22 protein-coding genes are annotated in these 22,302 nt (G+C 69.4%); 6 read left to right on the top strand and 16 right to left on the bottom strand.

The features are described 5' to 3' along the window. Positions 1–11 precede the first annotated feature (11 nt). The 3 genes from efp (at position 12) to dacB (ending at position 3,131) form a co-directional block, all read left to right on the top strand. Entirely contained in the window at positions 12–575 is a 564-nt protein-coding gene (efp, locus tag C996_RS0101780) for an elongation factor P (RefSeq protein ID WP_026279163.1), read from the top strand. 24 nt (positions 576–599) lie between these two features. Next, the gene (gene epmA / locus C996_RS0101775; RefSeq protein WP_018865761.1) at positions 600–1,565 is read left to right on the top strand and encodes an EF-P lysine aminoacylase EpmA; all 966 of its coding nucleotides are present in this window, start codon (positions 600–602) and stop codon (positions 1,563–1,565) included. A gap of 156 nt (positions 1,566–1,721) precedes the next feature. Further along, positions 1,722–3,131: a D-alanyl-D-alanine carboxypeptidase/D-alanyl-D-alanine-endopeptidase gene (gene dacB / locus C996_RS0101770; protein WP_018865760.1), complete on the top strand. Its 1,410-nt coding sequence runs from the start codon at positions 1,722–1,724 to the stop codon at positions 3,129–3,131. A gap of 223 nt (positions 3,132–3,354) precedes the next feature. On the opposite strand, the gene C996_RS0101765 is transcribed toward dacB, so the two are convergent. Then, entirely contained in the window at positions 3,355–3,984 is a 630-nt protein-coding gene (locus C996_RS0101765) for a hypothetical protein (protein ID WP_018865759.1), read from the bottom strand. Positions 3,985–3,990: 6 nt separating this feature from the next. Further along, positions 3,991–4,542 carry a hypothetical protein gene (locus C996_RS0101760; RefSeq protein WP_018865758.1) on the bottom strand — a complete coding sequence of 184 codons (552 nt, stop codon included), beginning with the start codon at positions 4,540–4,542 and terminating at the stop codon, positions 3,991–3,993. Between the two features lie 106 nt (positions 4,543–4,648). On the opposite strand from C996_RS0101760, the gene C996_RS0101755 reads away from it, so the two are divergent. Beyond that, the gene (locus tag C996_RS0101755; RefSeq protein ID WP_026279162.1) at positions 4,649–5,122 is read left to right on the top strand and encodes a YhcB family protein; all 474 of its coding nucleotides are present in this window, start codon (positions 4,649–4,651) and stop codon (positions 5,120–5,122) included. Positions 5,123–5,396: 274 nt separating this feature from the next. Here the strand turns inward: C996_RS0101755 and C996_RS0101750 are convergent, their stop codons facing one another. The 13 genes from C996_RS0101750 to C996_RS0101690 all read right to left on the bottom strand — a co-directional run bounded on the left by C996_RS0101750 (position 5,397) and on the right by C996_RS0101690 (position 16,331). Next, on the bottom strand, positions 5,397–5,792 hold the full coding sequence (locus C996_RS0101750) for a hypothetical protein (RefSeq protein ID WP_018865756.1): 396 nt from the start codon (positions 5,790–5,792) through the stop codon (positions 5,397–5,399). A gap of 79 nt (positions 5,793–5,871) precedes the next feature. Further along, entirely contained in the window at positions 5,872–6,600 is a 729-nt protein-coding gene (locus tag C996_RS0101745) for a glycosyltransferase family 2 protein (RefSeq protein WP_018865755.1), read from the bottom strand. 7 nt (positions 6,601–6,607) lie between these two features. Further along, positions 6,608–7,330: a 3-oxoacyl-ACP reductase FabG gene (gene fabG, locus C996_RS0101740; RefSeq protein ID WP_018865754.1), complete on the bottom strand. Its 723-nt coding sequence runs from the start codon at positions 7,328–7,330 to the stop codon at positions 6,608–6,610. Then, entirely contained in the window at positions 7,327–7,788 is a 462-nt protein-coding gene (locus C996_RS0101735; protein WP_018865753.1) for a hypothetical protein, read from the bottom strand. The genes fabG and C996_RS0101735 overlap by 4 nt, the downstream gene beginning before the upstream one ends. Positions 7,789–7,819: 31 nt before the next feature. Further along, positions 7,820–8,599, bottom strand: coding sequence for a beta-ketoacyl synthase chain length factor (locus C996_RS0101730; protein WP_018865752.1), 780 nt, complete (start codon positions 8,597–8,599; stop codon positions 7,820–7,822). Beyond that, on the bottom strand, positions 8,596–9,783 hold the full coding sequence (locus tag C996_RS0101725; RefSeq protein WP_018865751.1) for a beta-ketoacyl-ACP synthase: 1,188 nt from the start codon (positions 9,781–9,783) through the stop codon (positions 8,596–8,598). The genes C996_RS0101730 and C996_RS0101725 overlap by 4 nt, the downstream gene beginning before the upstream one ends. 69 nt (positions 9,784–9,852) lie before the next feature. Further along, positions 9,853–12,237, bottom strand: coding sequence for an MMPL family transporter (locus C996_RS0101720; RefSeq protein ID WP_018865750.1), 2,385 nt, complete (start codon positions 12,235–12,237; stop codon positions 9,853–9,855). A 14-nt stretch (positions 12,238–12,251) separates the two neighbouring features. Continuing rightward, positions 12,252–12,797: a LolA-related protein gene (locus C996_RS0101715; protein WP_038035555.1), complete on the bottom strand. Its 546-nt coding sequence runs from the start codon at positions 12,795–12,797 to the stop codon at positions 12,252–12,254. Between the two features lie 58 nt (positions 12,798–12,855). Beyond that, positions 12,856–13,755, bottom strand: coding sequence for a lipid A biosynthesis acyltransferase (locus C996_RS0101710; RefSeq protein ID WP_018865748.1), 900 nt, complete (start codon positions 13,753–13,755; stop codon positions 12,856–12,858). Next, positions 13,752–14,087 carry a hypothetical protein gene (locus tag C996_RS0101705; protein ID WP_026279161.1) on the bottom strand — a complete coding sequence of 112 codons (336 nt, stop codon included), beginning with the start codon at positions 14,085–14,087 and terminating at the stop codon, positions 13,752–13,754. The genes C996_RS0101710 and C996_RS0101705 overlap by 4 nt, the downstream gene beginning before the upstream one ends. Before the next feature lie 14 nt (positions 14,088–14,101). Beyond that, positions 14,102–15,430 (bottom strand): AMP-binding protein, encoded by a 1,329-nt coding sequence (locus C996_RS0101700; protein WP_018865746.1) that lies wholly within the window; start codon positions 15,428–15,430, stop codon positions 14,102–14,104. 17 nt (positions 15,431–15,447) lie between these two features. Beyond that, positions 15,448–16,062, bottom strand: coding sequence for a hypothetical protein (locus C996_RS0101695; protein WP_018865745.1), 615 nt, complete (start codon positions 16,060–16,062; stop codon positions 15,448–15,450). After that, positions 16,059–16,331, bottom strand: a complete 273-nt coding sequence (locus C996_RS0101690) for a phosphopantetheine-binding protein (RefSeq protein ID WP_026279160.1) — start codon at positions 16,329–16,331, stop codon at positions 16,059–16,061. The genes C996_RS0101695 and C996_RS0101690 overlap by 4 nt, the downstream gene beginning before the upstream one ends. Before the next feature lie 173 nt (positions 16,332–16,504). On the opposite strand from C996_RS0101690, the gene C996_RS0101685 reads away from it, so the two are divergent. Both C996_RS0101685 and C996_RS0101680 read left to right on the top strand, forming a co-directional pair. Next, a complete protein-coding gene (locus C996_RS0101685) occupies positions 16,505–17,863 on the top strand; it encodes an NAD(P)/FAD-dependent oxidoreductase (protein ID WP_018865743.1) in 1,359 nt (452 codons plus the stop codon). A gap of 10 nt (positions 17,864–17,873) precedes the next feature. Next, complete coding sequence (locus tag C996_RS0101680; RefSeq protein ID WP_018865742.1) at positions 17,874–18,545, top strand: YdcF family protein; 672 nt, start codon at positions 17,874–17,876, stop codon at positions 18,543–18,545. Positions 18,546–18,789: 244 nt separating this feature from the next. On the opposite strand, the gene C996_RS0101675 is transcribed toward C996_RS0101680, so the two are convergent. After that, a complete protein-coding gene (locus C996_RS0101675) occupies positions 18,790–21,567 on the bottom strand; it encodes a valine--tRNA ligase (RefSeq protein WP_018865741.1) in 2,778 nt (925 codons plus the stop codon). Positions 21,568–22,302: the final 735 nt, after the last annotated feature.

Here is a 22,302-nt window from a genome sequence, read left to right as displayed (position 1 = left end):
AACAGCACGCAATGGCAACCTACAGTACCAACGAATTCAAGGCCGGTCTCAAGCTGCTGCTGGACGGCGATCCGCAGGCCATCGTGGAAAACGAGTTCGTCAAGCCGGGCAAGGGCCAGGCCTTCAACCGGGTCAAGCTGCGCAATCTGCGTACGGGCCGGGTGCTGGAGAAGACCTTCAAGTCCGGCGAGTCGGTGGAGGCGGCCGACGTGATGGACACCGAGATGCAGTATCTCTACAACGATGGCGAGTTCTGGCACTTCATGGTGCCGGACACCTTCGAGCAGTATGCCGTGAGCGAGGCCGCGCTGGGCGATTCCGGGCAGTGGCTGAAGGAGCAGGATATCTGCACCGTGACCCTGTGGAACGGCGAGCCGCTGTCGGTGGTGTCGCCGGCCTTCACCGAGCTGAAGATTACCCAGTGCGATCCGGGCGTGCGCGGCGATACCGCTCAGGGCGGTACCAAGCCGGCGACCCTGGAGACCGGTGCGGTGGTCAAGGTCCCGCTGTTCGTCGAGGAAGGCGAGACCGTGAAGGTCGACACCCGCAACGGCGAATACGTCTCCCGCGTCTGATCGCATCTGCCCCCGGGTTCGGAGGTGAGTGACTGGCGGCCGGGCGCGGCGCCGGCCCGCGCGGCGCGGGCCCGTCTGCTGGCGGGTCTGCGGGCCTTCTTCGCGGATCGCGGGGTGCTCGAGGTCGAGACCCCGATCCTGGGCCGGGGTGCCCCGCAGGATCCGATGCTGGAAAGCTGGGAGGCACGCGCGCCCGGCGGCGAGCAGGGCTACCTGCAGACCTCTCCGGAGTACCCGATGAAGCGCCTGCTCGCGGATGGGGCCCCGGATATCTACCAGATCGCCCGGGTCTTCCGGGGCGGCGAGTCCGGGCCGCGCCACAACCCGGAATTTACCCTGCTGGAGTGGTATCGCCACGGGCTGGACCATCGGGACCTGGCGCGCGAGGTGGTGGCCCTGATCGCGGATCAGGCCGCGCAATCCCGCGAGTGGCACGCGCCCCGCGGCTGCGTGGTGATCCCCTATGCCGAGCTGTTCCGGTCGACCCTCGGGCTGGACCCGGCCGCCGCGGAGGCCAAGGAGCTGGAACGGGCCGCGGCGGCCCGCGGGCTCGCGGTGGCGGGCGAGCTTGACCGGGATGGCTGGCTGGATGCGCTGATCAGCCTGGTGATTGCCCCGGGCTTCCCGCCGGACCGCCTGACCGTCGTGGTCGACTATCCGGAGAGCCAGGCCGTGCTGGCGCGTCCCTGTCCGGAATCCCCGGGGTACGCCGCGCGCTTCGAGTTGTACTGGGGCGACCTGGAGCTGGCCAACGGCTATCACGAACTGATCGATCCCGAGCTGTTTCGCCGCCGCCGCGAACGCGACATCGCCATCCGGCGTGCGCGCGGACAGCCCCTGCCGCCCCCCGATGACTACCTGGAGGCGGCGCTGGACGCCGGACTGCCCGACTGCGCCGGGGTGGCCCTGGGCGTGGACCGGCTGCTGATGCGGTTGCTGGGGGTTTCCAGCCTCGATCAGGTACTCGATTTTCCCTGGTCGAGAGCGTGACGCGAAGGGCTTGTCCCGGCCGGGGTGCCGGCACACTATAGGGACTGTTGCCCCGCACGTTTGCAGGATGGTCGGACCCCTATGCCCCCTCGCCTTTTTGCGCGCCGCCCAGGCCCCCTTCCGGTTCGTTCCGGGTGGGCTATTGCCCTCTGTCTGATGCTGTCACTCTGGCTTGCGCCGCTGACGGCGCAGGCACAGTTCGAACACCTCCCGCAGCCGCTGCAGCGGGCGATCGAAAGTCAGCGCCTGCCGCCGGAAAATGTCGGTCTCTGGGTCCAGCGGATGTCGGACGGGGCGGTGCTCGCGCGCCTGAACGCCGATCAGCCGTACAACCCGGCGTCGACCATGAAACTGGCCACCTCGCTGGCGGCCCTGAACGAGCTGGGCCCGGACTACACCTGGACCACCGAGGTCTGGGCGACGCGCCCGGTGCGCGACGGGGTGTTGGCGGGGGACCTGGTGATCCGCGGCACGGGCGATCCCGGCATGGTCAGCGAGGAACACTGGCGCATGCTGGGGCAGCTGCGCCAGACCGGCTTGCGTCGTATCGAGGGCAACGTGATCCTCGACGCCTCGCATTTCGAACTGCCATCCGGGGACCCTGCCGCCTTCAATGACCAGCCGCTGCGGGCCTACAACCAGCTGCCCTATGCCCTGCATGTGAACGCCAACGCGCAGCGCTTTCGCGTGCGACCGGAGCGGCACGGGAACGGGATCGACGTGACGGTGGACCCGCCCCTGCCGGGGCTGGATGTCGTCAATCGCCTGCAGCCGACGCGGGGCAGCTGCGGCGCCTGGCAGCGCGGGATCCGTTTCGATGCCGATCCCGAGGCGCAGCGCGTGACCCTGGCCGGCGAATACCCGGTGAATTGTGGCGACTATGAACTGCTGCGCTCGGTGCTCGCGCCGGAGGCCAACCATGCCGAGATGTTCCGCCTGCACTGGTCGCAGTGGGGCGGCGAGCTGACCGGGGACATCCGCCCCGGCGTGCTGCCGGTGCTGTACGACGAACCGATCCTGCGCCACACCTCGCGCCCGTTGTCGGATCTGATCCGGGTCTCCAACAAGTGGAGCTCCAACGTGATGACCCGGCATCTGCTGCTGACCCTGGGGGCGCGTCACTTCACCCCGCCGGCGACGCTGGAAAAGGGGCAGCAGGCCCTGCTGGAGTCCCTGCGCGGGCTGGACGTCGATGTTGCGGGCATGGTGGTCGACAACGGTTCGGGCCTGAGCCGCGACTCGCGGATGACCTCACGCCAGCTGGGCCGCATCCTGGAGGCGGGCTGGCAGCACCCGCACCGGCCCGAGTTCCAGTCCTCGCTGGCCCTGGCCGGGCTGGACGGGACCCTGCGCAACCGCTTCCGTAACGGCAGCCAGCGCGATCTGCGCGGGCGGATGCATCTGAAGACCGGGCATCTCAACGAGGTGTCCGCGGTGGCCGGCTATGTACGGACGCGGGGTGGCGATGACCTGGCGGTGGTCGTGCTGGTCAACGATCCACGCGCCCACCGCGGCATGGGGCACAATCTGCAGGACGCCGTCCTCGAGTGGGTCCACGACCTCTGACGGGTGCACCCCGTTTGTTCACCACGAAGCACACGAAGGCACGAAGAAACCCGCAAGAGCATTTACAGGAAGATGCGAAGGTCAGCAGGGGGCGAGAGGGTGCGCAATCCTTGTGGCTTGCGCAGCCTTTCAGGAGTCTTCCGATCTTCGCGTCTTCCTGTTGGCGCTTTCTGAATTTTCTTCGTGCCTTCGTGTGCTTCGTGGTGAAAAGTGCCTCGCGGACTCAGGGGGACTCGGTCTTCCAGTTGGACAGGATCGGCGCGCGGGAGACTTCGACGTCCAGCGCCGTCAGCCAGCGCGCGACCATGCGGTTGGAGTTGTTGCGCAGGGTGTAGGCCTCCGGATGCTCGACGAAGGCCATGTCCCATTCCGGCGAGGTCTTGCGTTCCTCGTATCCCGCTTGCCAGATGCCTTCCAGCTCGTCGCGCAGGACCTCGACCCGTGCCCCCGGAACCGTCAGCAGGTAAAAGTCCGCCAGTGGTACCCGAAGTTGCCCCAGCGTGGATGGCCCGAGCTCGTGGCCGGTCAGTACCTGGCGTCCGAGCGCGGCGCGGGTCGGTACGAGCAACCCGGAGATCCCCTGGAGCGGCCCGGTCCGGCGTTCGACATAGAAGACCCAGTCGCCGTAGGAGTAGCGCAGCCAGGCCCCCGGTTTCCCGGCTGGCAGGATCAGGCTGGAGTGTCGTCCATGGTCCAGCAGGGCCACGGTAACCGGGCCTTCCGGGTCGTCCGGTGGTTGCAGCGTCACGGCCGCGCAGCCCTGCAGCAGCCACAGACTGAGTACCGCAAGGAGCCAGGGCGGAAGACGGAAGCGGCGCCGTAGCGGGGCCGCGTTGTCGCTGCGACGGCGCATGTCGGGTCAGTGGCGTTCGAGCTTGCCCAGTTCCGACAGGATGGACAGCACCAGCGATTCGCCTTGCGAGCCCATGCCGCGACACAGCACGTCGGGGTCGCGCTCGCCGTCCACCAGGCGCTTGGTAATGCCGCCGAGGCGGGCCATGTCGCCCCCGGCGCGGCTCATCTGTTCGGCCATCTGGGACAGCCAGTGCAGCGACTGGGCATCGCCGCGGGCGGCCCCGTGGATCATCTGCGCCAGTCCCGGGGCCGCCTGGGCCGGGTCGCCGCTTTGCTCCGGGTCGGGCAGGGTGGAGGGGTCCTGCAGCCCGTTCAGGATGGCCGTCAGGATCACCGTGTCCTCGTCGTCCAGACCCTGCAGCAGGGCCGCGTCGCGCTCGCCGTCGAGTACCCGGCGGATGCGCTGGATCAGTTCGCCCCAGCCGGCCTCGTGGGCCTGGTTCAGGACCGGCTCCAGCTCGCGGCGGGTTTCCGGGTTCTGGGTGGCCTGGACCACCAGGTTGATCAGGCCGGCCTGGGCCTGGCGGATCTGTTGCGCGTGTTGTGGATCGATCATGCGGGTCTTCCGGGTTCCTGGCTGTGTGGCGAGGTTAGCATGCCCGGAAGTGCGTTCGACCGGGGCCTGCGGCACAATGGCCCCTCCATTTGCAGAGGATGTCGTGGTGGAAGAGCAGACAGCAGTGGGGCTGTGGGTGGCCCTCGGGATCCTGGCCATCGTGATCGCCGCCCTGGTGGGTTTCTGGGTGGGCCGCGTGACCAGTGACGAACGCAAGCTGATCCGCGAGCTGGAAGAGGAACTGGATCGGCGCATGCAGGAACTGACGCGCTACCGCAGCCAGGTCAACGACCACTTCGACCGCACGGCCACGTTGTTCGCGACCATGGCCGGGTCCTACCGCGACCTCTATCACCACCTGGCCCAGAGCGCCGAGGAGCTGGCGGACAAGCCGACCCGGGATCGCCTCGAGGACCGCGCCGGACAGCTGCTGTCGCACATGACGCGCCGCGACTACGGGACCGGCCCGGGCGAGGCCGCCGGCGGCGCCAACGAATCGGACGCCCAGGACGACGAGCCCGCCGCCAAGGGTTCGGGGGAAGAGCCCCGCAAGCCGGACGACCGCCCGCGCCCCGACTGACCGCCGCTACTGAAAAAACCTGTTATCACCACGAAGCCCACGAAGGCACGAAGAAAAGCCGAGTAGCGCTCACAGGAAGACGCGAAGACGGGAAGGTGGCTCGCAAGGCAACGTACACATGGGTTGCGTGCCCTCGCAGTCCTTCCGACCTTCTCCCCTTCCTGTAGCGGTTCTTCAGAGCGGGTGTTCTTCGTGCCTTCGTGGGCTTCGTGGTGAACAAAGGCCCTTGCCCTTGGAGCCCTCCGCGCCGGGGTGTGCCCGACGCGGGGCGGGATCAGAGGGCGGAGATCTGGGCGCGGATCTGGTTGTCCAGGTTCTGGATCCAGTTGTTGTAGTTCGGGTGGATGTTGCCGTCTTCGTAGTTCAGGTTGGCGCTGTCCTTGTAGCGGATGCTGTATTCGCCCGCAGCGAACGGGATCTCCACCACGGCGACGTGGTCGCGCAGGCTGAGCCGGCCTTCCAGCAGCCCGGGCTCGGCCTCTTCCATGCGCCAGCCCAGCGAAGCCCCGGCGGTGCGGATCGCGCGTTCCATCTGCTCGGCGCTCGGACGGTCGCCGTCGACATTCGTGACCGTGGTATCGCTGATGTCCTGCACGGGAACCGTGCCGCGGCAGCCCGCCAGCGCGATCAGGGCGGCGAAGATGATCACCAGCAACGTCTTGGTATTCATAGTGTTTCCCTTAATGGATGCGCGGGGAGTGTAGACCTGCGGAAGCGTCGTTTCCAAGGGCACCGGGGCGTGCGTCTCCCTAACGGCGGATCACGCCCAGCGAACGCAGCAGCCCCAGCGGGCGCATTCCACGGCGCAGCAGGTGGCCGGCAACCATGGCGATGATCCGCAGGGTATCCGCGGTCGGCCGGTAGTGGCTGGGGCGGTGGTTTTCCGGGTAGATGCAGCGTACCGGGACCACCCGTGCCGGGAATCCCAGCCGTTCGGCGACGATCAGGGCCTCGCTCTCGAACACGAAGCCGCGGGCCCGGTGGTGGGCCAGGTCCAGGCGCCGCAGCAGGGCGGCCGGGTAGAGGCGGAAGCCGGATTGGGAGTCCCGCAGCGGCTGCCCGGAGGCCCAGGCAATCCAGAAGTCGGCCATGCGGTTGCCGAACAGGCGCAGCGGCGGGGTGTGCTCGCGGCCCTTGAGGCGTGCGCCCAGGACCAGCCGGTTCGGCGTCTCGTGCCACGCGGCGACCAGCGCGGGGATCTCGGTAGTGTCGTGCTGGCCGTCGGCATCCAGGGTCACCACCGCCTCGGCGCCGGTGGCCAGGGCATGCTGCATCCCGGCCCACAGGGCGCTGGCCTTGCCACTGTTCTCGTCCATGCGCAGGACTTCGGCCTGATCCTCGATCAGGCGGGCGGTGGCGTCCTCGGAGCCGTCGTCCACCACGATCACCCGGTCCACCTGCGCGCGGGCGCCGGCCACCACCGCTTCGATGGTGGCCGCCTCGTTGTGGGCGGGGATCAGCGCGACGACCGTGCTCATGGGCGCATCAGGCGAGGGCGCCGTTGACACCGATCACCTGGCCGGAGACGTAACTGGCCGCGTCGCTGGCCAGGAAGCCGACCACGCCCGCGACCTCCTCGGGCCGGCCGGCGCGGCGCATCGGCACCAGATTGCGGATATGTTCGGCATCAAAGCTGCCCTCGCTCATGGGGCTCTCGATGATGCCGGGGGCGACCGCGTTGGCGGTAATGCCGCGCGAGGCGACCTCCTGGGCCAGCGAGCGAATGGCGCCGTGCAGGCCGGCCTTGGCCGCCGCGTAATTGGTCTGGCCGCGATTGCCGATCTGCCCGGCTACCGAGGAGATCGCGATCACCCGGCCCCAGCGGGTGGTGATCATCGGCAGCAGCAGCGGCTGGGTCACGTTGTAGAAGCCGTTGAGGCCGACATCGATCGGGCGGTCCCATTGTTCGCGGCGCATCCCGGCCAGTGGCGCGTCGTCGTGGATGCCGGCGTTGTGGACGAGGATCTGTACCGGCTGCTCGGCCGCGAGGGGGTCCAGCGTCTCGCGGCAGGCCCCCTCGTCGGTGATGTCGAATACCAGCACCCGGGCCTGGCCGCCATCGGCCCGGATGGCATCGGCGGTCGCCTCGGCCGCGGCGGCGTTGCGATGGGCATGCAGGATGACCTCGTGGCCGGCCATGGCCAGGGCGTGGCCGATGGCGGCGCCGATGGCGCCACTGCCGCCGGTAATCAGGGCGCGTGCAGTCACGGGCTGTCCTCGTCGTCGGCGGGTTGCAGGATGACGGTCGCGCGGGCGCTCAGCACCGGCTGTGCGCCCGCGCTTACGCGCAGGTCGTAGATGGAGCTGTTGCGGTCCGACAGGATGCAGTCCGCGTGGATCTCCAGTGCCGCTCCCAGGCTGTCGAGGCGACGGGTCTGCAGCTGCAGATCCCGCACCGCCGCCAGATAGCCGGCGCGCGCCGGCCCGGCATCGGCCAGCAGGGCGCCGTGCACGGCCATGCCCTGGGCGCCGTATTCCAGCGCCGCCAGGGCATGCAGCCCGGCCTCGCCGCGCAGCGGGTTGGCCGGGTCGCGGTGGCTTTCGGCACGGCAATGGATGGTGGTGTCGGACCAGGCCTCCACCGTATCCAGCAGACACATCGCGCCGGCATGCGGCAGCAGCCGGCAGATGGCCTCGTGATCCAGGGTCTCGGGTCGGGATGACATGCGCGGGATCTTCCTGATCCGGGCGGATGGTTCAGGGCCCGACCCGGATGTTCAGGGACCGGCCCAGCGGCGCCTCAAGCGTAACATTTCCGGGCGTGCCCCGGACCAGCCGTTCCAGCAGGGGCAGGGCGCGCGCGGCCGGATTGCTCCCGCGCAGCGCCTCCAGGTCATCACTGTGGCAGGGGTCGGCCGCGGCCGGCCCTCCGAGGTCGAGCTGCAGCTGCCAGGGTGCGCCGTCCACCGGGCCCAGGCGCAGGGCCACGGCAAAGGGGTGATGGATGGGCCGCACGTGGATGAAGCTGTCCATGGACGGCACGTCGTAGCAGGCCAGCAGCACGTCGCCGCCCTCGTCCAGCTGCAGTGTCGCGGCCTCCAGCAGCCCCGCGGCCAGGCTGGCGTTGTAGCCGGACAGCGCCGTGGCCGGCGCCGGGTTGCGGGTCGCGATCGACCAGTTGCCGGCCGGGGCATTGTGCACCGAGTTGTGAAACTGCACCGGCGACACTACCGGCTCCGGCTGGGTCAGGGCATCGCAGATGCGGTCTATGATGTCCATGTCGCCGGAGGATGACGCGAACACGCTGCGCAGCCGGCTGCGATCGGCCCCTTCGGTGGCCTCTTCCGCGACCTTCAGGGCGAGGCGGATGGTGGCGGTGGTGCGTCGGCGCTCGTTGGCCGGAAGCAGCCCGGGCGGAGGGACGTGGACCTCGCGGCTCGCCAGTGGGGTCTCGCCGGCCAGCACGGGGCGGGCACTGTCGAAGTCGTCCAGTCCCGGGCCCAGCAGCCCCACGGCATGGAGTCCAATGGCCTTCATGGCGCGGCCTCCAGCAGCAGGCTGCAGTTGTTGCCGCCAAAGCCGAAGGCATTCACCAGTACCCGTTGTACCGGGCGCGGTTCCGCCTCGCCGCGGGCCTCGAGGTCCAGTTGCGGATCCAGCATCTTCAGGCCGGCCGTGGGTGGCACAAAGCCGCCGTCCAGACTGGCCAGGGCCTGGGCCACGCCCACCGCCCCGGCGGCGCCCAGGGTGTGTCCGGTCAGACCCTTGGTGCCCACGGCGCGCGGGCGCGGCCCCAGGCTGCGCACCAGGGCGCGGGCCTCGGCGCCATCGTTGGCCGGGGTTGCGGTGGCATGCATCAGCACGTAGTCGATCTCGTCGCCCCGCCGTCCGCCGCGCTCCAGCGCCTGTTGCAAGGCGGTCGCGGCCCCCAGGCCCTCGGGGTGCGGGGCGGACATGTGGTGGGCGTCGCTGGATTCGCCGTGACCGGTCAGCCGTGGTCCCGTGGTATCCGGCGAGGGGCGTTCCAGCAGGAAGAAGCCGGCGGCCTCGCCAATCGAGATCCCGGCGCGGTCGCGGTCCAGCGGGGTGCAGGGCTGCGCGGCCACCAGTTGCAGGGCATTGAAGCCATACAGCGTCATGCCGCACAGGCTGTCGACACCGCCGACCACGGCCGCGTCGCAAAGCCCCGCGGCCATGTAGCGACGGGCATCGGCGAAGACCTTGGCGCTGGACGAGCAGGCGGTGGAGACCACCAGGGCCGGCCCCGACAGGCCGAAGCGGGTGGCGACGAAATCGGCCAGCGAGAACATGTTCTGGGTGTGCTGGTAGTCGTAATCCGGGGGCAGGGCCCTGGTCTGCGGGTCGCGCCGGTGGTAGGCGGCCTCGGTGGCGGCGATGCCCGAGGTGCTGGTGCCCAGCAGCACGGCCACCCGGTCGGCGCCGTAGCGCGCAACGGCGGCCGCCACCGCGTCGGCGAAGCCATCCTGGCGCAGGCCCAGTTCGGCGAGCTGGTTGTTGCGGCACTGAAACGGGGCGAGCTCGCCTTCCAGGGTGATGGCCTCCACGCCGGGCACGCGGCCGATGTGGGTGTCCAGACTCACGCTTTCCAGATCGCAGGGGCGCAGCCCGCTGACCCCGTTGCGCAGGGACTCGGCGTTGGCGGCGATCCCGGTTCCGGCAGCGCTTGTCAGGGTGTGGGCGGTGATGACCAGTGGGTCCATGGGGCGTGTTCTGTGGATAGTGGCCGGAGGCGATTCCGGGTGGATGGGTGTCAGGCGGCATCGCCTGGATCAGTGTTTTCCTGGGTTGACCTCGGGCGCCAGCAGGGCCGCCGCGAGGAAGGAAAATACCACGCCCAGCACCACGGTGAGGCCCAAGGCCTGCAGGACCGGAAGGCTGGAAAGGGCCAGCAGCCCGAACACCACCAGGGTCGACAGCGCGCAGACGCCGACCGAGCGCAGGTTGCGCAGGCGCGCCGCGGCATCCCGCAGGGGGCGGCTGAAGAACACCGCGTAGTCCAGACACAGCCCGGCGATCAGCAGCAGCGCGATCAGGTGGAACAGCGACAGCCGGACGCCCAGCAGGATCAGCGCGGCCAGGGTCAGCAGCAAGCCGGTGCCGACGGCCGTCAGGATGCGCAGGCTGCGCCCCGGGGCCCGAGTGGCGACCAGCAGCAGGAGCGCGACGGCCACAAGACCCAGCGCCAGGCGCTGCAGGGCCTCGTCGCGGAAGCCGATGACCAGTTCCTCGGAGGCCCGGAAGAAATCGATGTGGTGCACGCCTGCGCCGGTCCCCTCCCGTTCCGACAGGTCGGCCCGCGGGATGTCTGCGGCCCAGCGCGCCAGGGCCTCGTCATCCCGGACCCCTTGCAGGCGGACCCAGGCGGTCCAGCCCTGGCCCTCCTCGTGTGGCTGAAGCAGGGGGTCGAGCGCGTTGCGCAGGGGGCCGTCCGGCAGGGTCTCCGGGGCCAGAAGTGCCTGCTCGCGAGCCGCCGAGATGTCCTCCACAAAGGGTGCGAAGGCCCCCTCGCGGAACCCGAGATCCGCGCTCGCCGCTGCCAGGCGTTCGCGCAGGTCATCGGGGTGCGGCAGCGCGGCCTGGCGTTGTTGCTGGCGCTGCCGGCTTGGCAGTACCTCGGCGGGGTGGCCGAAGCCGTCCACGAGCCCGGATGCGCGCAGGGCTTCCAGCTCCGGGACCAGGGCCTCGCTGGCGCGCAGGGCTCGTTCCGCGGAGTCGGCAGTGATCAGCAGGGCGTGGCGGACGTCCGGTAACCCCAGTGCGCCCCGCAGCTCCTGGTCCAGCGTGACCTGCTCCTCCGGCACTGGGTGCAGCGCGGACAGGCGGTCTTCCCACGGAAAGGGATCGGCGCTCGCCACCACGGCGACCGCGGCCAGGGCCAGCAGGGCGCCGCCCCAGCGGGCCAGCGCCGGGGGGTGCGCGAGCGCGACCGGGACCGGCAGCCTCGGAGCCGGCAGGCCCTCGCGCTGCAACCGGGCGGGAACCAGGACCGGCAGGACCCAGCGGGTGGTCACGGCGGCCACGGCCACTCCGGTCAGCACGAAGAGTCCCAGCTGCGCCATGCCGGAGAAGCCGGTGAGGGCCATCAGGGCAAACACCAGCACGGTGCTGCCAGCGCCCAGGGCGATCACGGGCCCCAGTTCGCGCGCGGCCTGCGCCAGGCGTGCGTCCCCGAGGTGCGGGCTGTCGCGCCGCTGCGCATGGGCGAACAGGTGCAAGGGGTAGTCCAGGGCGATCCCCAGCACGGTGATGCCGAAGGCCAGCGCGATCCCGTGCAGGTGCCCGAAGACCGTAGTGACCACGGCCGCCGCGATCAGGATGCCGCTCGCCAGCGGTACGGCCGCCAGCCAGACCGGATGCGGGTGGCGGAACACCGCCAGCAGCAGGAGGGCCAGGGCGATACTGGCGCCGGTGGTGATCCAGGTGACCTCGCCACGGATGGTGGCCCGCGATTCCACCGCGATGACCGCCGGGCCGGCGATCTGCAGGCGCAGTTCCGGCGGGTCGAGGTCGGCGAAGGCGGTGCGCGTGCGTTCGATCAGGGCCGCCTGGGCGTCCAGGTCCATGCCGTCGGCGGTGCTGCGCAGCACCAGCAGCGCCCGTTCACGATCGGGGGTCACCCAGACCCCGTCCGGCCCGGTCGTTGCCCGGCCGCCGGTGGTGGCGAGCTGCTCCAGAACGACCCGGGTCTCGGCGGTGGGGTCGCGCGGGATCAGTTCCCGGGGCAGCTCCGGGACGGCGCTGGAGAGGTCATCGCGGCGCGCCTGCAGGTGTTCGCGCAGGGCATCCTGGCTGAAGGCATCGGCATGGATTCGCGGGCTCAGCAGGTAGCGATGTTCGATCAGGAATTCCAGGGCCGGGTCGTCGGGGTCCAGGCGGCCGTTGTGGACGCCCGCCACGTCCGGGACATCCTCCAGAGCGGCGACCAGGGAATCGCTGGCCGCGGCCCGATCGCGCGCCTCGCCCCCGGCGATCGCCAGCAGCAACATACGTCCGGCCGGGCCGGCCCCGGGATCCAGCACGATGCCGTCGGCGCTGACCGGGTCCGGGGCAAAGCCCTGCAGGTCGGTAACCAGTTCGCCGCGCAGGGCCAGCGTGAGCGTGGCCAGCGTGAGCGCGGCCAGCCACAGGCCCAGGGCGATGCGGGACGGGCACATCAATCAGTGTTTCCCTAGTCCGCGTACTGTGGCGGCTCGAAGCGCATGTGGCTTTGGTGTCCGCCGGCCTCGACCGTGATCAGTTCGCGTAGTTCGTCGCCGGCGCCGGTCAGGGTCAGTTCGGGGACCATGCGGCGCAGGGCGCGGTCCCGTGGGACGAGCTCCAGGGTCCAGGCCTCCATGTCGCCCGTCAGCTCGATCTCGAAATTGGCCCCCAGTTGCTCGCGGTCGCCGTTCAGCAGGGCGCGGAACAGGCCGGTCAGGGTGGCCAGGGCGGGCTGTTCGTTCAGGTCGATCTCGCGGCTGGAGCCACGCCGTTCCAGGGTGAGGGTGTCGCCCTCGATGTGCACGGTCTCGCCCCGCGGGCCGTCGACCTGGCGGGTAAGGGTATCGGGGGGCTCGAAGGCAAGCGAGCCCGAACGTGTCTCCGGGAATTCCAGCATCGGATCGTCGCGGCGCTCCTCGAACGCGAGGGTCGCTTCCCGCTCGGTGGTCAGGGCTTCCAGCAATGCGCCGAGGGTGTCGTTGGCCAAGGCCGATACAGGGGCGAGAAGACCCAAGGCCAGGATCAGCGTGATGCCGGACTGGCGGATACGCGGGCCAAGGCCGTGGCCTCGCCTATTTGGATGCATCGTCCCAGAAGTCATAGAAATTGAACCAGTTGTAGGGGGCCTCGCGTACCCGCGCCGCGAGGCGGTCGGCATAGCGCTGTACCCACTGGGCCAGGATCTCGTCACGCTGCCCGCGCGGGGCGTCGAGGGTCTCGGCGAAGGGTTCGAAGACGATATCGTAGCGGTTGCCGCCGCGATAGAGCCCGAAGCACAGGATCACCGGGACCTTGAGTACCGCGGCCAGCAGAAGCGGTCCCTGCGGGAACAGCGCGGTGTCGCCGAGGAAGTCGCAGGCGACCATCTTGTCGCTCTCGGCGACGCGGTCGCCCAGGGTGGCGATCAGTTCCCCGCGATCCAGGCATTCGCGGGCCTGGATCAGGGTCTCGGTGCGCCCCAGCGGGATCACCGACGCGGCCACCTCGGGATTCAGCGCCTCCAGGACCTGGGTGATGCTCTGATTGTGGTCGCTGTACATAAGGACCCGCACCGGGAAGTCGTACTTGCCCACCGCCAGGGCGCGCAGGGCCTCGAAGCTGCCGAGGTGCGCGCCCAGCAGGATCGCGCCGCGGCCGCTGTCCACGTGTTCGAGGAAGGTCTCGCGGTTGTGGACCCGGATATCGAGGCAGGCATCCTGCCCGGCGAGCAGGAAGACCCGGTCGAGGATCACCGCGGCGAAGCTGTGCAGGTGGCGCGCCAGGTCCGCCAGCCGCGGCTCGCGCTGCAGCGCCCGGCGCAGGTAATTGCGACTGTGCCGCCGCGACTGCGGCGCGAACAGCAGGAAATACGCGGTGATCGGGTACAGCAGCGCGCGGCTGGCCCGGCGCCCGAGATTGAGGGCCACCCACAGGATGATGCGCAGGGCCAGCGGCGAGCCCCGTTCCGCCTGCTGGAACCAGGCGCGGCTCATGGATCCGGGGTGTCGTGGAGCGTGACCAGCTGGCCGGAACAGAAGGTGACCGGCGGATCGCCCTCGGCGGCCACGACGCGAAACCCCTGCCGCCCGCCACGACCGGGCGGGTCGATCTCGATGCGAAACGCGGCCTCCGGTGTCAGCGGCGCGAGGAACTTGACCTGCGGGAGGGCCGCGACCGGTCCGAGACCGTGGGCCCGCGCGACCGCTGCCACCTGATCGAGGATTACCACGCCGGGGACCACCGGGTGGCCGGGAAAATGCCCGGGCAGGGACGGGTGCTCGGCCCCGATGCGGCGGATGGTGGACTGGACGGCCGGCGGTTGCATGGGGCGGCGCGCCGTCAGGCGCACTGGCCGTGGTGGGCGAGCAGGTCCAGCAGGACCTGACGCGGCAGCTTGCCGGTGGCCGAGCGCGGCAGGTGGTCAACCCGCACCAGTGGGCGCGGCAGGAACAGCGGGTCCATGCAGTCGGCCAGTGCCGCCTGGATCTCGGCCTCGCTGCGTTTCGGGGCGACCACCAGGGCCGCCAGGCGGGTGACGCCGTGCGTGTCCGATTCGGGATCCGGAGGGATGAAGACGCCGTCGAGCACCCCGGGGATGGCATTCAGGCGCCGGTTCAAATCGGCCAGCGAGGCGCGCTTGCCGGCAATATTCAGTTGATCGGCGAGACGGCCCTCCATGCGGAAAAGGCGCGTGTCCTGCACCTCGATATGGTCCGGAAGCGGCACCGGCTCGGGGTGTTGCGGGCCCCGGACCCACGCGCGCCCGGTGTCTCCGGGGTGGATCTCTACCCCGGGATAGGTGGTCCAGGCGGACTCGCGGGTCGTGCGGCGCGTGGCGATGGCCCCCGCCTCGGTGCAGCCGTAGATCTCGTCGAGGGGGCAGCCGAAGACCCGCTCGGCCCGGGCGGCGGTATCCGGGGACAGCGGCGCAGTGGCGCAGAGGATGCGGGTCGGTGACGGCCACTCGAGGCCGGCGCGCAGGCAGGCCTTCAGGTGGAAGGGCGTGGTCACCAGCACCGCCGGGGCGCTGTCGGCCAGCGCCGTGCGCACGTCCTCGGGGTAGAACGGGCGTCCGGCCAGCAGCGTGGTGTGCCCCAGCAGGGCATACAGCACGGTCGATTCCAGGCCGTACATATGCTGTGGCGGTACCGTGCCGACCAGGGTGGGGCCGGGGTGGCCCGCCAGGTCGAGGGCCTCCAGGGCCTGGGCGGTGACCGCATGCAGGGCCGTCCAGCTGCGGGCGTGCGCCGTGGGCGTGCCAGTACTGCCGGAGGAGAACGCCAGGACGGCGGTCTGCTCGCCAGGGATCGCGGGCACGGGGCCCATGGCCTCGCCCGCCTCGCCGCGGGCGGCGACGCGCAGGACCGGGATGGCGATCTCGGCGTCCGGGCCGTCCACCAGGGCGATGGCATCCGGATACTGGCCGGCGATCTCGGCCAGGGTCGTGCGGCCGCGGTTGGGCGGCAGCAGGTTGGTCTGACCCCGCAGCAGGATCGCGGCAAAGGCGACCGCGAAGTGGTAGCGGTCCTGGCACAGATTGAAGGCCGCGCGGGCCGGCGGCAGTTGCGCGGCCAGCGCCTGCACGTCGGCGAGGAACGCCGCGCGCGAGACCCGGCGATCCCCGATCCGGGCCAGCGGTTCCGGGGCTTCGGCAATCAGCGGCCGCATGTCCGTTGTCGGGTCCGTCACGGGTGCCTCAGCATCCGGTGGTGATCGACCCGCGCGAGCTCGATCAGGTAGGCCAGGAAACCGCTGCGCGGCTCGTCGCGCAGCAGCCAGAGGCGCAGCGGGTACTCCAGCAGGAACAGGCTGGCCAGCAGCAGGTAGTTAATTCCGTTGGCGAACAGCGCCCAGGTCGTTGCGGAGGCGAACAATGCCAGCCAGGCGGAGACCAGGGCGAGGACACCGCACAGCAGCGCCCAGGCAATGGTCAGATTGCGCGTGTAGCGATGCACCGCGGGGGTGTCGGAGGCGCCCATGGCCAGGGCGTAGCGGGTGATCAGCGGCGTGGAGCCGGGGCGCAGCGAGCGCGCGAACAGCCACGCCAGCAGCCCCATGATCAGGACCGGGATGGTGTACAGCAGCCAGGTTCCGGCGCCAAGGGTCAGTAACAGGGCGACGGCGGCGGCCTGCGCCAGGACCAGCGCGGCCCGCCCGGCGGGCCCCAGGGCCCCCCAGCTCGCCACCAGGATCAGGACGGCCAGGATCGCCAGCGGCAGCAAGGGGACCTCGAAGGCCACGCCGAGCACGACCGCGACCGGATAGCACAGGGCCACGCTGGCGGCGAGCGGGGTGTTCACGACGCGGCTCGGTTCGCCTCGATGTGGGCGCTCAGGGCGCGCAGGGATGCAAAGATCTGGCGGTTGTTCTCGTCGTCGGAACGGATCTGGACGCCGTAGGCGCGCGAGATCGCCAGGGCCAGTTCCAGGGCGTCGATGGAGTCCAGACCCAGCCCGTCGCGGAACAGGGCGTCTTCCGGCTCGATCTCCCCCGCCGTCACGTCCTCCAGATTGAGACTGTCGACGATCAGTTGGGCGACTTCCTGTTCGAACGCTGTTTGCGATGCCACGTGTTCCCCCGGGGTGTCGTGATGTGCGGTTTTGTGACCGCCCGCGAACTTCCACTTCGCGTGGCGGTCACCCTGCTGGGCGCCGATGATACCCACACCTTGGGGGTCGTGGTACCCTCGCGACCGGTTCGGGTCGCCGTTTTGGGCGCCCGGATGGCCAGTGGAGACAGCATTTGAAACAAGCGGTAGAGAACGCGGGAACGGACGGTCGCTGTCAGGTACTGGTCATTGGCGGCGGTCCGGCCGGTTCCACCGTTGCCTCCCGGCTGGCGCAGAAGGGTCGTGACGTGGTGCTGCTGGAGAAGGCCCGGCATCCGCGTTTCCACATCGGCGAATCCCTGCTGCCGATGAACATGCCGCTGTTCGAGGAGCTGGGGATTGCCGACGCGGTCGCGACCCTCGGCATCCCCAAGCATGGGGCCGAGTTCACCATCCCCGAGGCGCCCGATGCGCCGCGCACCTACTACTTCGAACGTGCCCTGAACGACGATACCCCCGCTTCGGCTTACGAGGTGCGGCGTTCGGAGTTCGATCACCTGCTGTTGGAGAACAGCGCGCGCCTGGGGGTCCGGGTGCTGGAGGAGGTGACGGTCTCGGATGTGGCCCTGGCCGACCCGGCGAACGGCGGGACCCAGCAGGTGACCGCGCGCGACGCGGCCGGGAACACGCTGGAGTTCGAGGCCGACTTCGTGGTCGATGCCTCCGGGCGCGATACCTTCCTGGCGCGCCGCCTCGATCTGAAGACGCGCAACGCGGAGCACAACAGCGCAGCCATCTTCGGCCACTTCAATAATGTGCCGCGGCGTCCCGGGCGGGATGCCGGCAACATCAGTATCTACTGGTTCCAGCATGGCTGGATCTGGATGATCCCGCTGCGTGACGGTGCGATGAGCGTGGGCGCGGTGTGCTTTCCGGAATACCTGAAGACGCGCAGGACCAAGCCGGAGGCGTTCCTGTGGGAGACGCTGAAGCTGTGTCCCCCGGCGTTCGAGCGCATGCAGGGCGCGGAACTGGCCGGTCCGGTGAATGCGACCGGCAATTTCTCCTACCGCTCGCGTCAGGCCCACGGGCCGGGCTACCTGCTGGTGGGCGATGCCTTTACCTTTGTCGACCCGGTGTTCTCCAGCGGGGTCTATATCGCGATGTCGGGGGGCTTCCGCGCCGCGGACGCGGTGGACCGCTGCCTCGCGCGTCCGGCGCGCGCCGGACGCTACCTGCGGGCGTTCGAGCGCGACGTTCGCCGGGGCGTGCGCCGCTTCTCCTGGCTGATCTACCGCTTCAACAGCCCGGTGATGCGCAAGCTGTTCATGGGGCCGCGCAACACCCTGGGCATGGAACAGGCGGTGATCTCCCTGCTGGCCGGCGATGTCTACCGCAACACCCGCGTGCAGTGGTCGCTGCGCGCCTTCAAGGCCGTGTACTACACCCAGATGGCGCTGAATCTGCCACGGGCCCTGCACTTCTGGGCGCGGCGCCGGCGCAACGCGCGGCTGCGTTTCACCGGCGGCACGACCCCCGAAGACGAGGCCTGAGCGGACTCGCGTGGGTGCGGCACGGGTCGGACTGGGGCGCATCGGCGCGGATGGCCTGGCGACCTTCGCGCTGTCGAACCTGATCATCCTGGCAACCGGCGGGCTGTCCTGGCTGCTGCTGTGGACCCATGCCCTGCGCTGGTCACGACAGCTTCGCTGCCCCGGAAGGGGCCGGTGCATCCTCGTGCTGGGGCAGCAACTGGAGGCCGGGGCGCCAGGTCCGGGGTACCGTCTGCGCCTGTTGCGCGCGGTGCGGCTGGCGCGGCGTAACCCCGAGGCCCGGATCCTCGTGCTGGGCGGGCAGACGTCCCCGCAGGGCCCGACCGAGGCCGCCGCTGGCGCCGCATTTCTGCGCCGCCACGGCATTGCGGCCGAGCGTATCCAGACGGAGGATGCCTCCCGGCACACCCTGGAGAACCTGCGCAACGCGCGTGACCTGCTGGCGCGGGAGCCGCATGACGACGCGCCGCTGGTGCTGATTACCAGCCGCTTCCATCTTGCCCGGTCGGCGGCGATGGCGCGTGGCATGGGGTTGCGCATCTGCCCCTGTCCGGCCGAGCTGGGCTCGCGGGTGTCCGCGGCCCGGCTGGCACGGGAGGCCTGGATGCTGCACTGGTACCACGTGGGCCGCGGCTTTGCCCGCCTCATCCGCCACCGCGGCATGCTCGAACGCATTAGCTGAGTTGTTCACCACGAAGCGCACGAAGGCACGAAGAAAACCGGAAAAACATCTACAGGAAGATGGGAAGACGGGAAGGGTTTACGGTGGTTGGCCTAGCTGTGCAGCGGGCTGCGCCCAAGGCGGTGGCATCTGGACAGCGCCTTTAGTCCCTGTTCGTTCTTCCGGTCTTCCCGACTTCCTGTTAAACGCCCTTCGCCCCTGACCTTCTTCGTGCCTTCGTGTGCTTCGTGGTGAATACAGGCCCTTACATCGCGCGGATGCGTTCGCGCTGGGCGGCGAGCTGGTCGCGGGTGGCGTGCATCTCGGCGACGCGGTCGCGTTCTTTTTGCACCACGTCGGCCGGGGCGCGGTCGACGAAGCTCGCGTTGGCAAGGCGCTTTTCGCTCTGCTCGAGGTTCTTGTCGAGCTTGCCGATTTCCTTGTCCAGGCGTGCCAGCTCGGCGTCCTTGTCGATCAGGCCGGCCAGCGGAATCAGCAGCTGCATGTCGTCGACCAGGGCCATAGCCGATTCCGGGGCCTCGTCGGCGGCATCCAGCCAGGTGACGCTTTCCGGCTTGGCCAGGAATTCCAGAAGGCCGCGGTGGCGGGTGTAGCGTTCCTGGTCGGCGTCGGTCCAGTTCTTCACCAGCACGGGCAGCGGCTTGCCCGGAGCGATGTCCATCTCCGCGCGGATGCGGCGCAGCCCGGTGATGAAGTCCTTGACCCAGTCGAGTTCGGCGGTGGCGGAGGCATCGCGCGGGAAGCCGTCCTGCGCGGGCCAGGGGCGCTGCACCAGGAACTCGACGTCGTCGCCGATCCCGGCGTGCGGCTTCGCATTGGTCCAGATCGCCTCGGTGATGAACGGGATCACCGGGTGCAGCAGGCGCAGCAGGGCCTCGAGCACGGTGACGAGCGTATGGCGCGTGGCGCGCTTGACCGCATCGGGCGTGGCCTCGTCGTTCAGTACCGGCTTGGTCAGCTCCAGGTACCAGTCGCAGTAGTCGTGCCAGGTGAATTCGTAGAGCGTCTGCGCGGCGAGGTCGAAGCGGTAGGCATCGAGCTGCTGCGTGGCGGTCGCGGCGGTGGCGGCCAGGCGGTCGAGGATCCAGCGATCGGCCAGGGTGCGGTGTTCGACCGTGTCGGTAGCCGCCGAGCAGTCGTGGCCCTCGATGTTCATCAGCACGAAGCGCGAGGCGTTCCACAGCTTGTTGCAGAAGTTGCGGTAGCCTTCGATGCGGCCGAGGTCGAACTTGATGTCGCGCCCGGTGGTGGCGAGTGCGGCGAGGGTGAAGCGCAGGGCATCGGTGCCAAAGGCGGGGAAGCCGTCGGGGAAGGCCTTGCGCGTGGTCTTTTCGATCTTTTTCGCCATCTGCGGCTGCATCAGGCCCTGGGTGCGCTTGGCCACCAGGTCGTCGGCGCTGATGCCGTCGATCAGGTCAATCGGGTCGATCACATTGCCCTTGGACTTGGACATCTTCTGGCCTTCCGAGTCGCGGATCAGGCCGGTGACGTAGACCTCGCGGAAGGGTACATCCCCCATGAAGTGCTCGCCCATCATGATCATGCGGGCGACCCAGAAGAAGATGATGTCGAAGCCGGTGACCAGCACGCTGGTCGGGTAGAAATCCTTCAGCTCCTGCGTCTCCTGCGGCCAGCCGAGGGTGGAGAACGGCCACAGCGCCGAGCTGAACCAGGTGTCCAGCACGTCCTCGTCCTGTTCCAGCGCCACTTCGGCGCCCAGGCCGTGCTTCTCGCGCACCTCGTCCTCGGAACGCCCGACGTACACGTTGCCATCGCCGTCGTACCAGGCCGGGATGCGGTGGCCCCACCAGATCTGGCGCGAGATGCACCAGTCCTCAATGTTGCGCATCCACTCGAAGTAGGTCTTCGACCAGTTCTCCGGCACGAAGCGGATGCGACCGTCCTCCACCGCCTTGATCGCCGGTTCGGCCAGCGGGCCGGCCTTCACATACCACTGGTCGGTCAGGTAGGGCTCGACCACGGTGCCGGAGCGGTCGCCGCGCGGGACCATCAGCTTGTGGTCGTCGATCTTCTCCAGCAGGCCTTCGGCTTCGAGATCCGCGACCACCCGCTTGCGGGCCTCATAGCGGTCGAGGCCCTGGTAGGCCTCCGGCACGTTTTCGTTCAGGCAGGCGTCGATGGTCAGGATGTTGATCACCGGCAGATCGTGGCGCTGCCCCATCGCGTAGTCGTTGAAGTCGTGCGCCGGGGTGATCTTCACGCAGCCGGAGCCGAACTCGGCCTCGACGTAGTCATCGGCGATGATCGGGATCTCGCGCCCGACCAGTGGCAGCTTGATCGTCTGGCCGATCAGGTCGCGGTAGCGCTCGTCATCCGGGTGTACCGCGACGGCGGTATCGCCCAGCATGGTCTCGGGGCGCGTGGTCGCGACGGTCAGGTGCCCCGAGCCGTCCGCCAGCGGGTAGCGGAAGTGCCACAGGTGGCCGCTTTCCTCCTCCGACAGCACCTCCAGGTCGGACAGCGCGGTGTGTAGCACCGGGTCCCAGTTGACCAGGCGCTTGCCGCGGTAGATCAGGCCCTCTTCATGCAGGCGCACGAAGACCTCGCGCACCGCCGCGGAGAGCCCGTCGTCCATGGTGAAGCGCTCGCGCGACCAGTCCACCGAGTCGCCCAGCCGGCGCATCTGGCGGGTGATGGTGCCGCCGGACTGGCCCTTCCAGTCCCAGACGGCCTCGAGGAACTGCTCGCGCCCGAGGTCGTGACGGCTCTTGCCGTCGGCGGCGAGCTGGCGCTCGACCACCATCTGGGTGGCGATCCCGGCGTGGTCGGTGCCGCCCTGCCACAGGGTGCGGTCGCCGTGCATGCGCCGGTAGCGGATCAGGGTGTCCATCAGCGTGTGCTGGAACGCGTGCCCCATGTGCAGCGTGCCGGTCACGTTCGGCGGCGGCAGCAGGATGCAGTAGCCGGCCTCGCCCGACTCCGGCGGCGCGAAGATGTTCGCGGCCTCCCAGCGTTCGTACTGGGTCTGCTCGATGCTCTTGGGGTCGAAGCTCTTGTCCATGATCGCGGGCGCGCTCGGGTCGGAATGTGGGGAAAGCCGCGCATTATAACGGCGCCGCGCGCGCGCCGCCCGCCGCCGGCTCTCGTGTTTACGTTGGTTATGTCTGGCCGCCTGCCTAGTAGTGGCTGGCCCTGGTTCGTCCTCTGGTGTTTACGGTGGCTTCGGTCCACGTACTGCCGTGCGCTGACTCGCCAGCGCGCCGCGCCCGTTTTTGATCAACAACTGGCTTTCTTGCTTGCCGAAGAAAGTACCCAAAGAAGGGCACCCGGATTCCGCCTGGGAACCTTGCTCCAGGGCCCTCGGGCCGGCGGCGCTGAACTCGCTGCGCCTTCGGCTTCGCTCAGACATCCAGCGCCCCGAATTTATGGAAAACGGGCCGGCCCATCACGCCCTCCGCGAGGGGCTCCATACGGGGGAGGAAGGTCAAGACAGAAGGCACTCCGACCCCACGACACAACAACGGCCTAGCCGTCCGACAGCCCCCCGGCGCCCGCATGCGGGCGCGGCACGCTATGGCCGAAGGCCGAGCGTGCCCAAGATGTGCGAAGACCCAGCCTTTATCCACTGGCTAGACCGTCGGGACCGCCGTTGTTTTGACCTGCCTCCCCGTTGTCGTCGCGCCGAGTGGAGAGGGTTTTCGCGGGATCAGAGGCGCTGGATGTCTGAGCGAAGCGCAGCGTAGCGAGTTCAGCGCCGCCCGCGAAAAGCCTCGGAGCGAGGGAAACCCCGGCCCGC

Origin of the sequence: Thioalkalivibrio sp. ALE25 (genome assembly GCF_000377285.1) — a bacterium.
Classification (GTDB): Bacteria; Pseudomonadota; Gammaproteobacteria; order Ectothiorhodospirales; family Ectothiorhodospiraceae; genus Thioalkalivibrio.
The sequence above is the reverse complement of the archived record's forward strand: the minus strand, read 5'-3'. Positions and strand labels throughout refer to the sequence as shown.

Bases quoted from the DNA above. Each gene is read 5' to 3' on its own strand.
- efp (WP_026279163.1), top strand. From the start codon at position 12: ATGGCAACCTACAGTACCAACGAATTCAAGGCCGGTCTCAAGCTGCTG.
- dacB (WP_018865760.1), top strand. From the start codon at position 1,722: ATGCTGTCACTCTGGCTTGCGCCGCTGACGGCGCAGGCACAGTTCGAA.
- C996_RS0101765 (WP_018865759.1), bottom strand. From the start codon at position 3,984: ATGCGCCGTCGCAGCGACAACGCGGCCCCGCTACGGCGCCGCTTCCGT.
- C996_RS0101760 (WP_018865758.1), bottom strand. From the start codon at position 4,542: ATGATCGATCCACAACACGCGCAACAGATCCGCCAGGCCCAGGCCGGC.
- C996_RS0101750 (WP_018865756.1), bottom strand. From the start codon at position 5,792: ATGAATACCAAGACGTTGCTGGTGATCATCTTCGCCGCCCTGATCGCG.
- C996_RS0101745 (WP_018865755.1), bottom strand. From the start codon at position 6,600: ATGAGCACGGTCGTCGCGCTGATCCCCGCCCACAACGAGGCGGCCACC.
- C996_RS0101735 (WP_018865753.1), bottom strand. From the start codon at position 7,788: ATGTCATCCCGACCCGAGACCCTGGATCACGAGGCCATCTGCCGGCTG.
- C996_RS0101730 (WP_018865752.1), bottom strand. From the start codon at position 8,599: ATGAAGGCCATTGGACTCCATGCCGTGGGGCTGCTGGGCCCGGGACTG.
- C996_RS0101725 (WP_018865751.1), bottom strand. From the start codon at position 9,783: ATGGACCCACTGGTCATCACCGCCCACACCCTGACAAGCGCTGCCGGA.
- C996_RS0101720 (WP_018865750.1), bottom strand. From the start codon at position 12,237: ATGTGCCCGTCCCGCATCGCCCTGGGCCTGTGGCTGGCCGCGCTCACG.
- C996_RS0101710 (WP_018865748.1), bottom strand. From the start codon at position 13,755: ATGAGCCGCGCCTGGTTCCAGCAGGCGGAACGGGGCTCGCCGCTGGCC.
- C996_RS0101705 (WP_026279161.1), bottom strand. From the start codon at position 14,087: ATGCAACCGCCGGCCGTCCAGTCCACCATCCGCCGCATCGGGGCCGAG.
- C996_RS0101700 (WP_018865746.1), bottom strand. From the start codon at position 15,430: ATGCGGCCGCTGATTGCCGAAGCCCCGGAACCGCTGGCCCGGATCGGG.
- C996_RS0101675 (WP_018865741.1), bottom strand. From the start codon at position 21,567: ATGGACAAGAGCTTCGACCCCAAGAGCATCGAGCAGACCCAGTACGAA.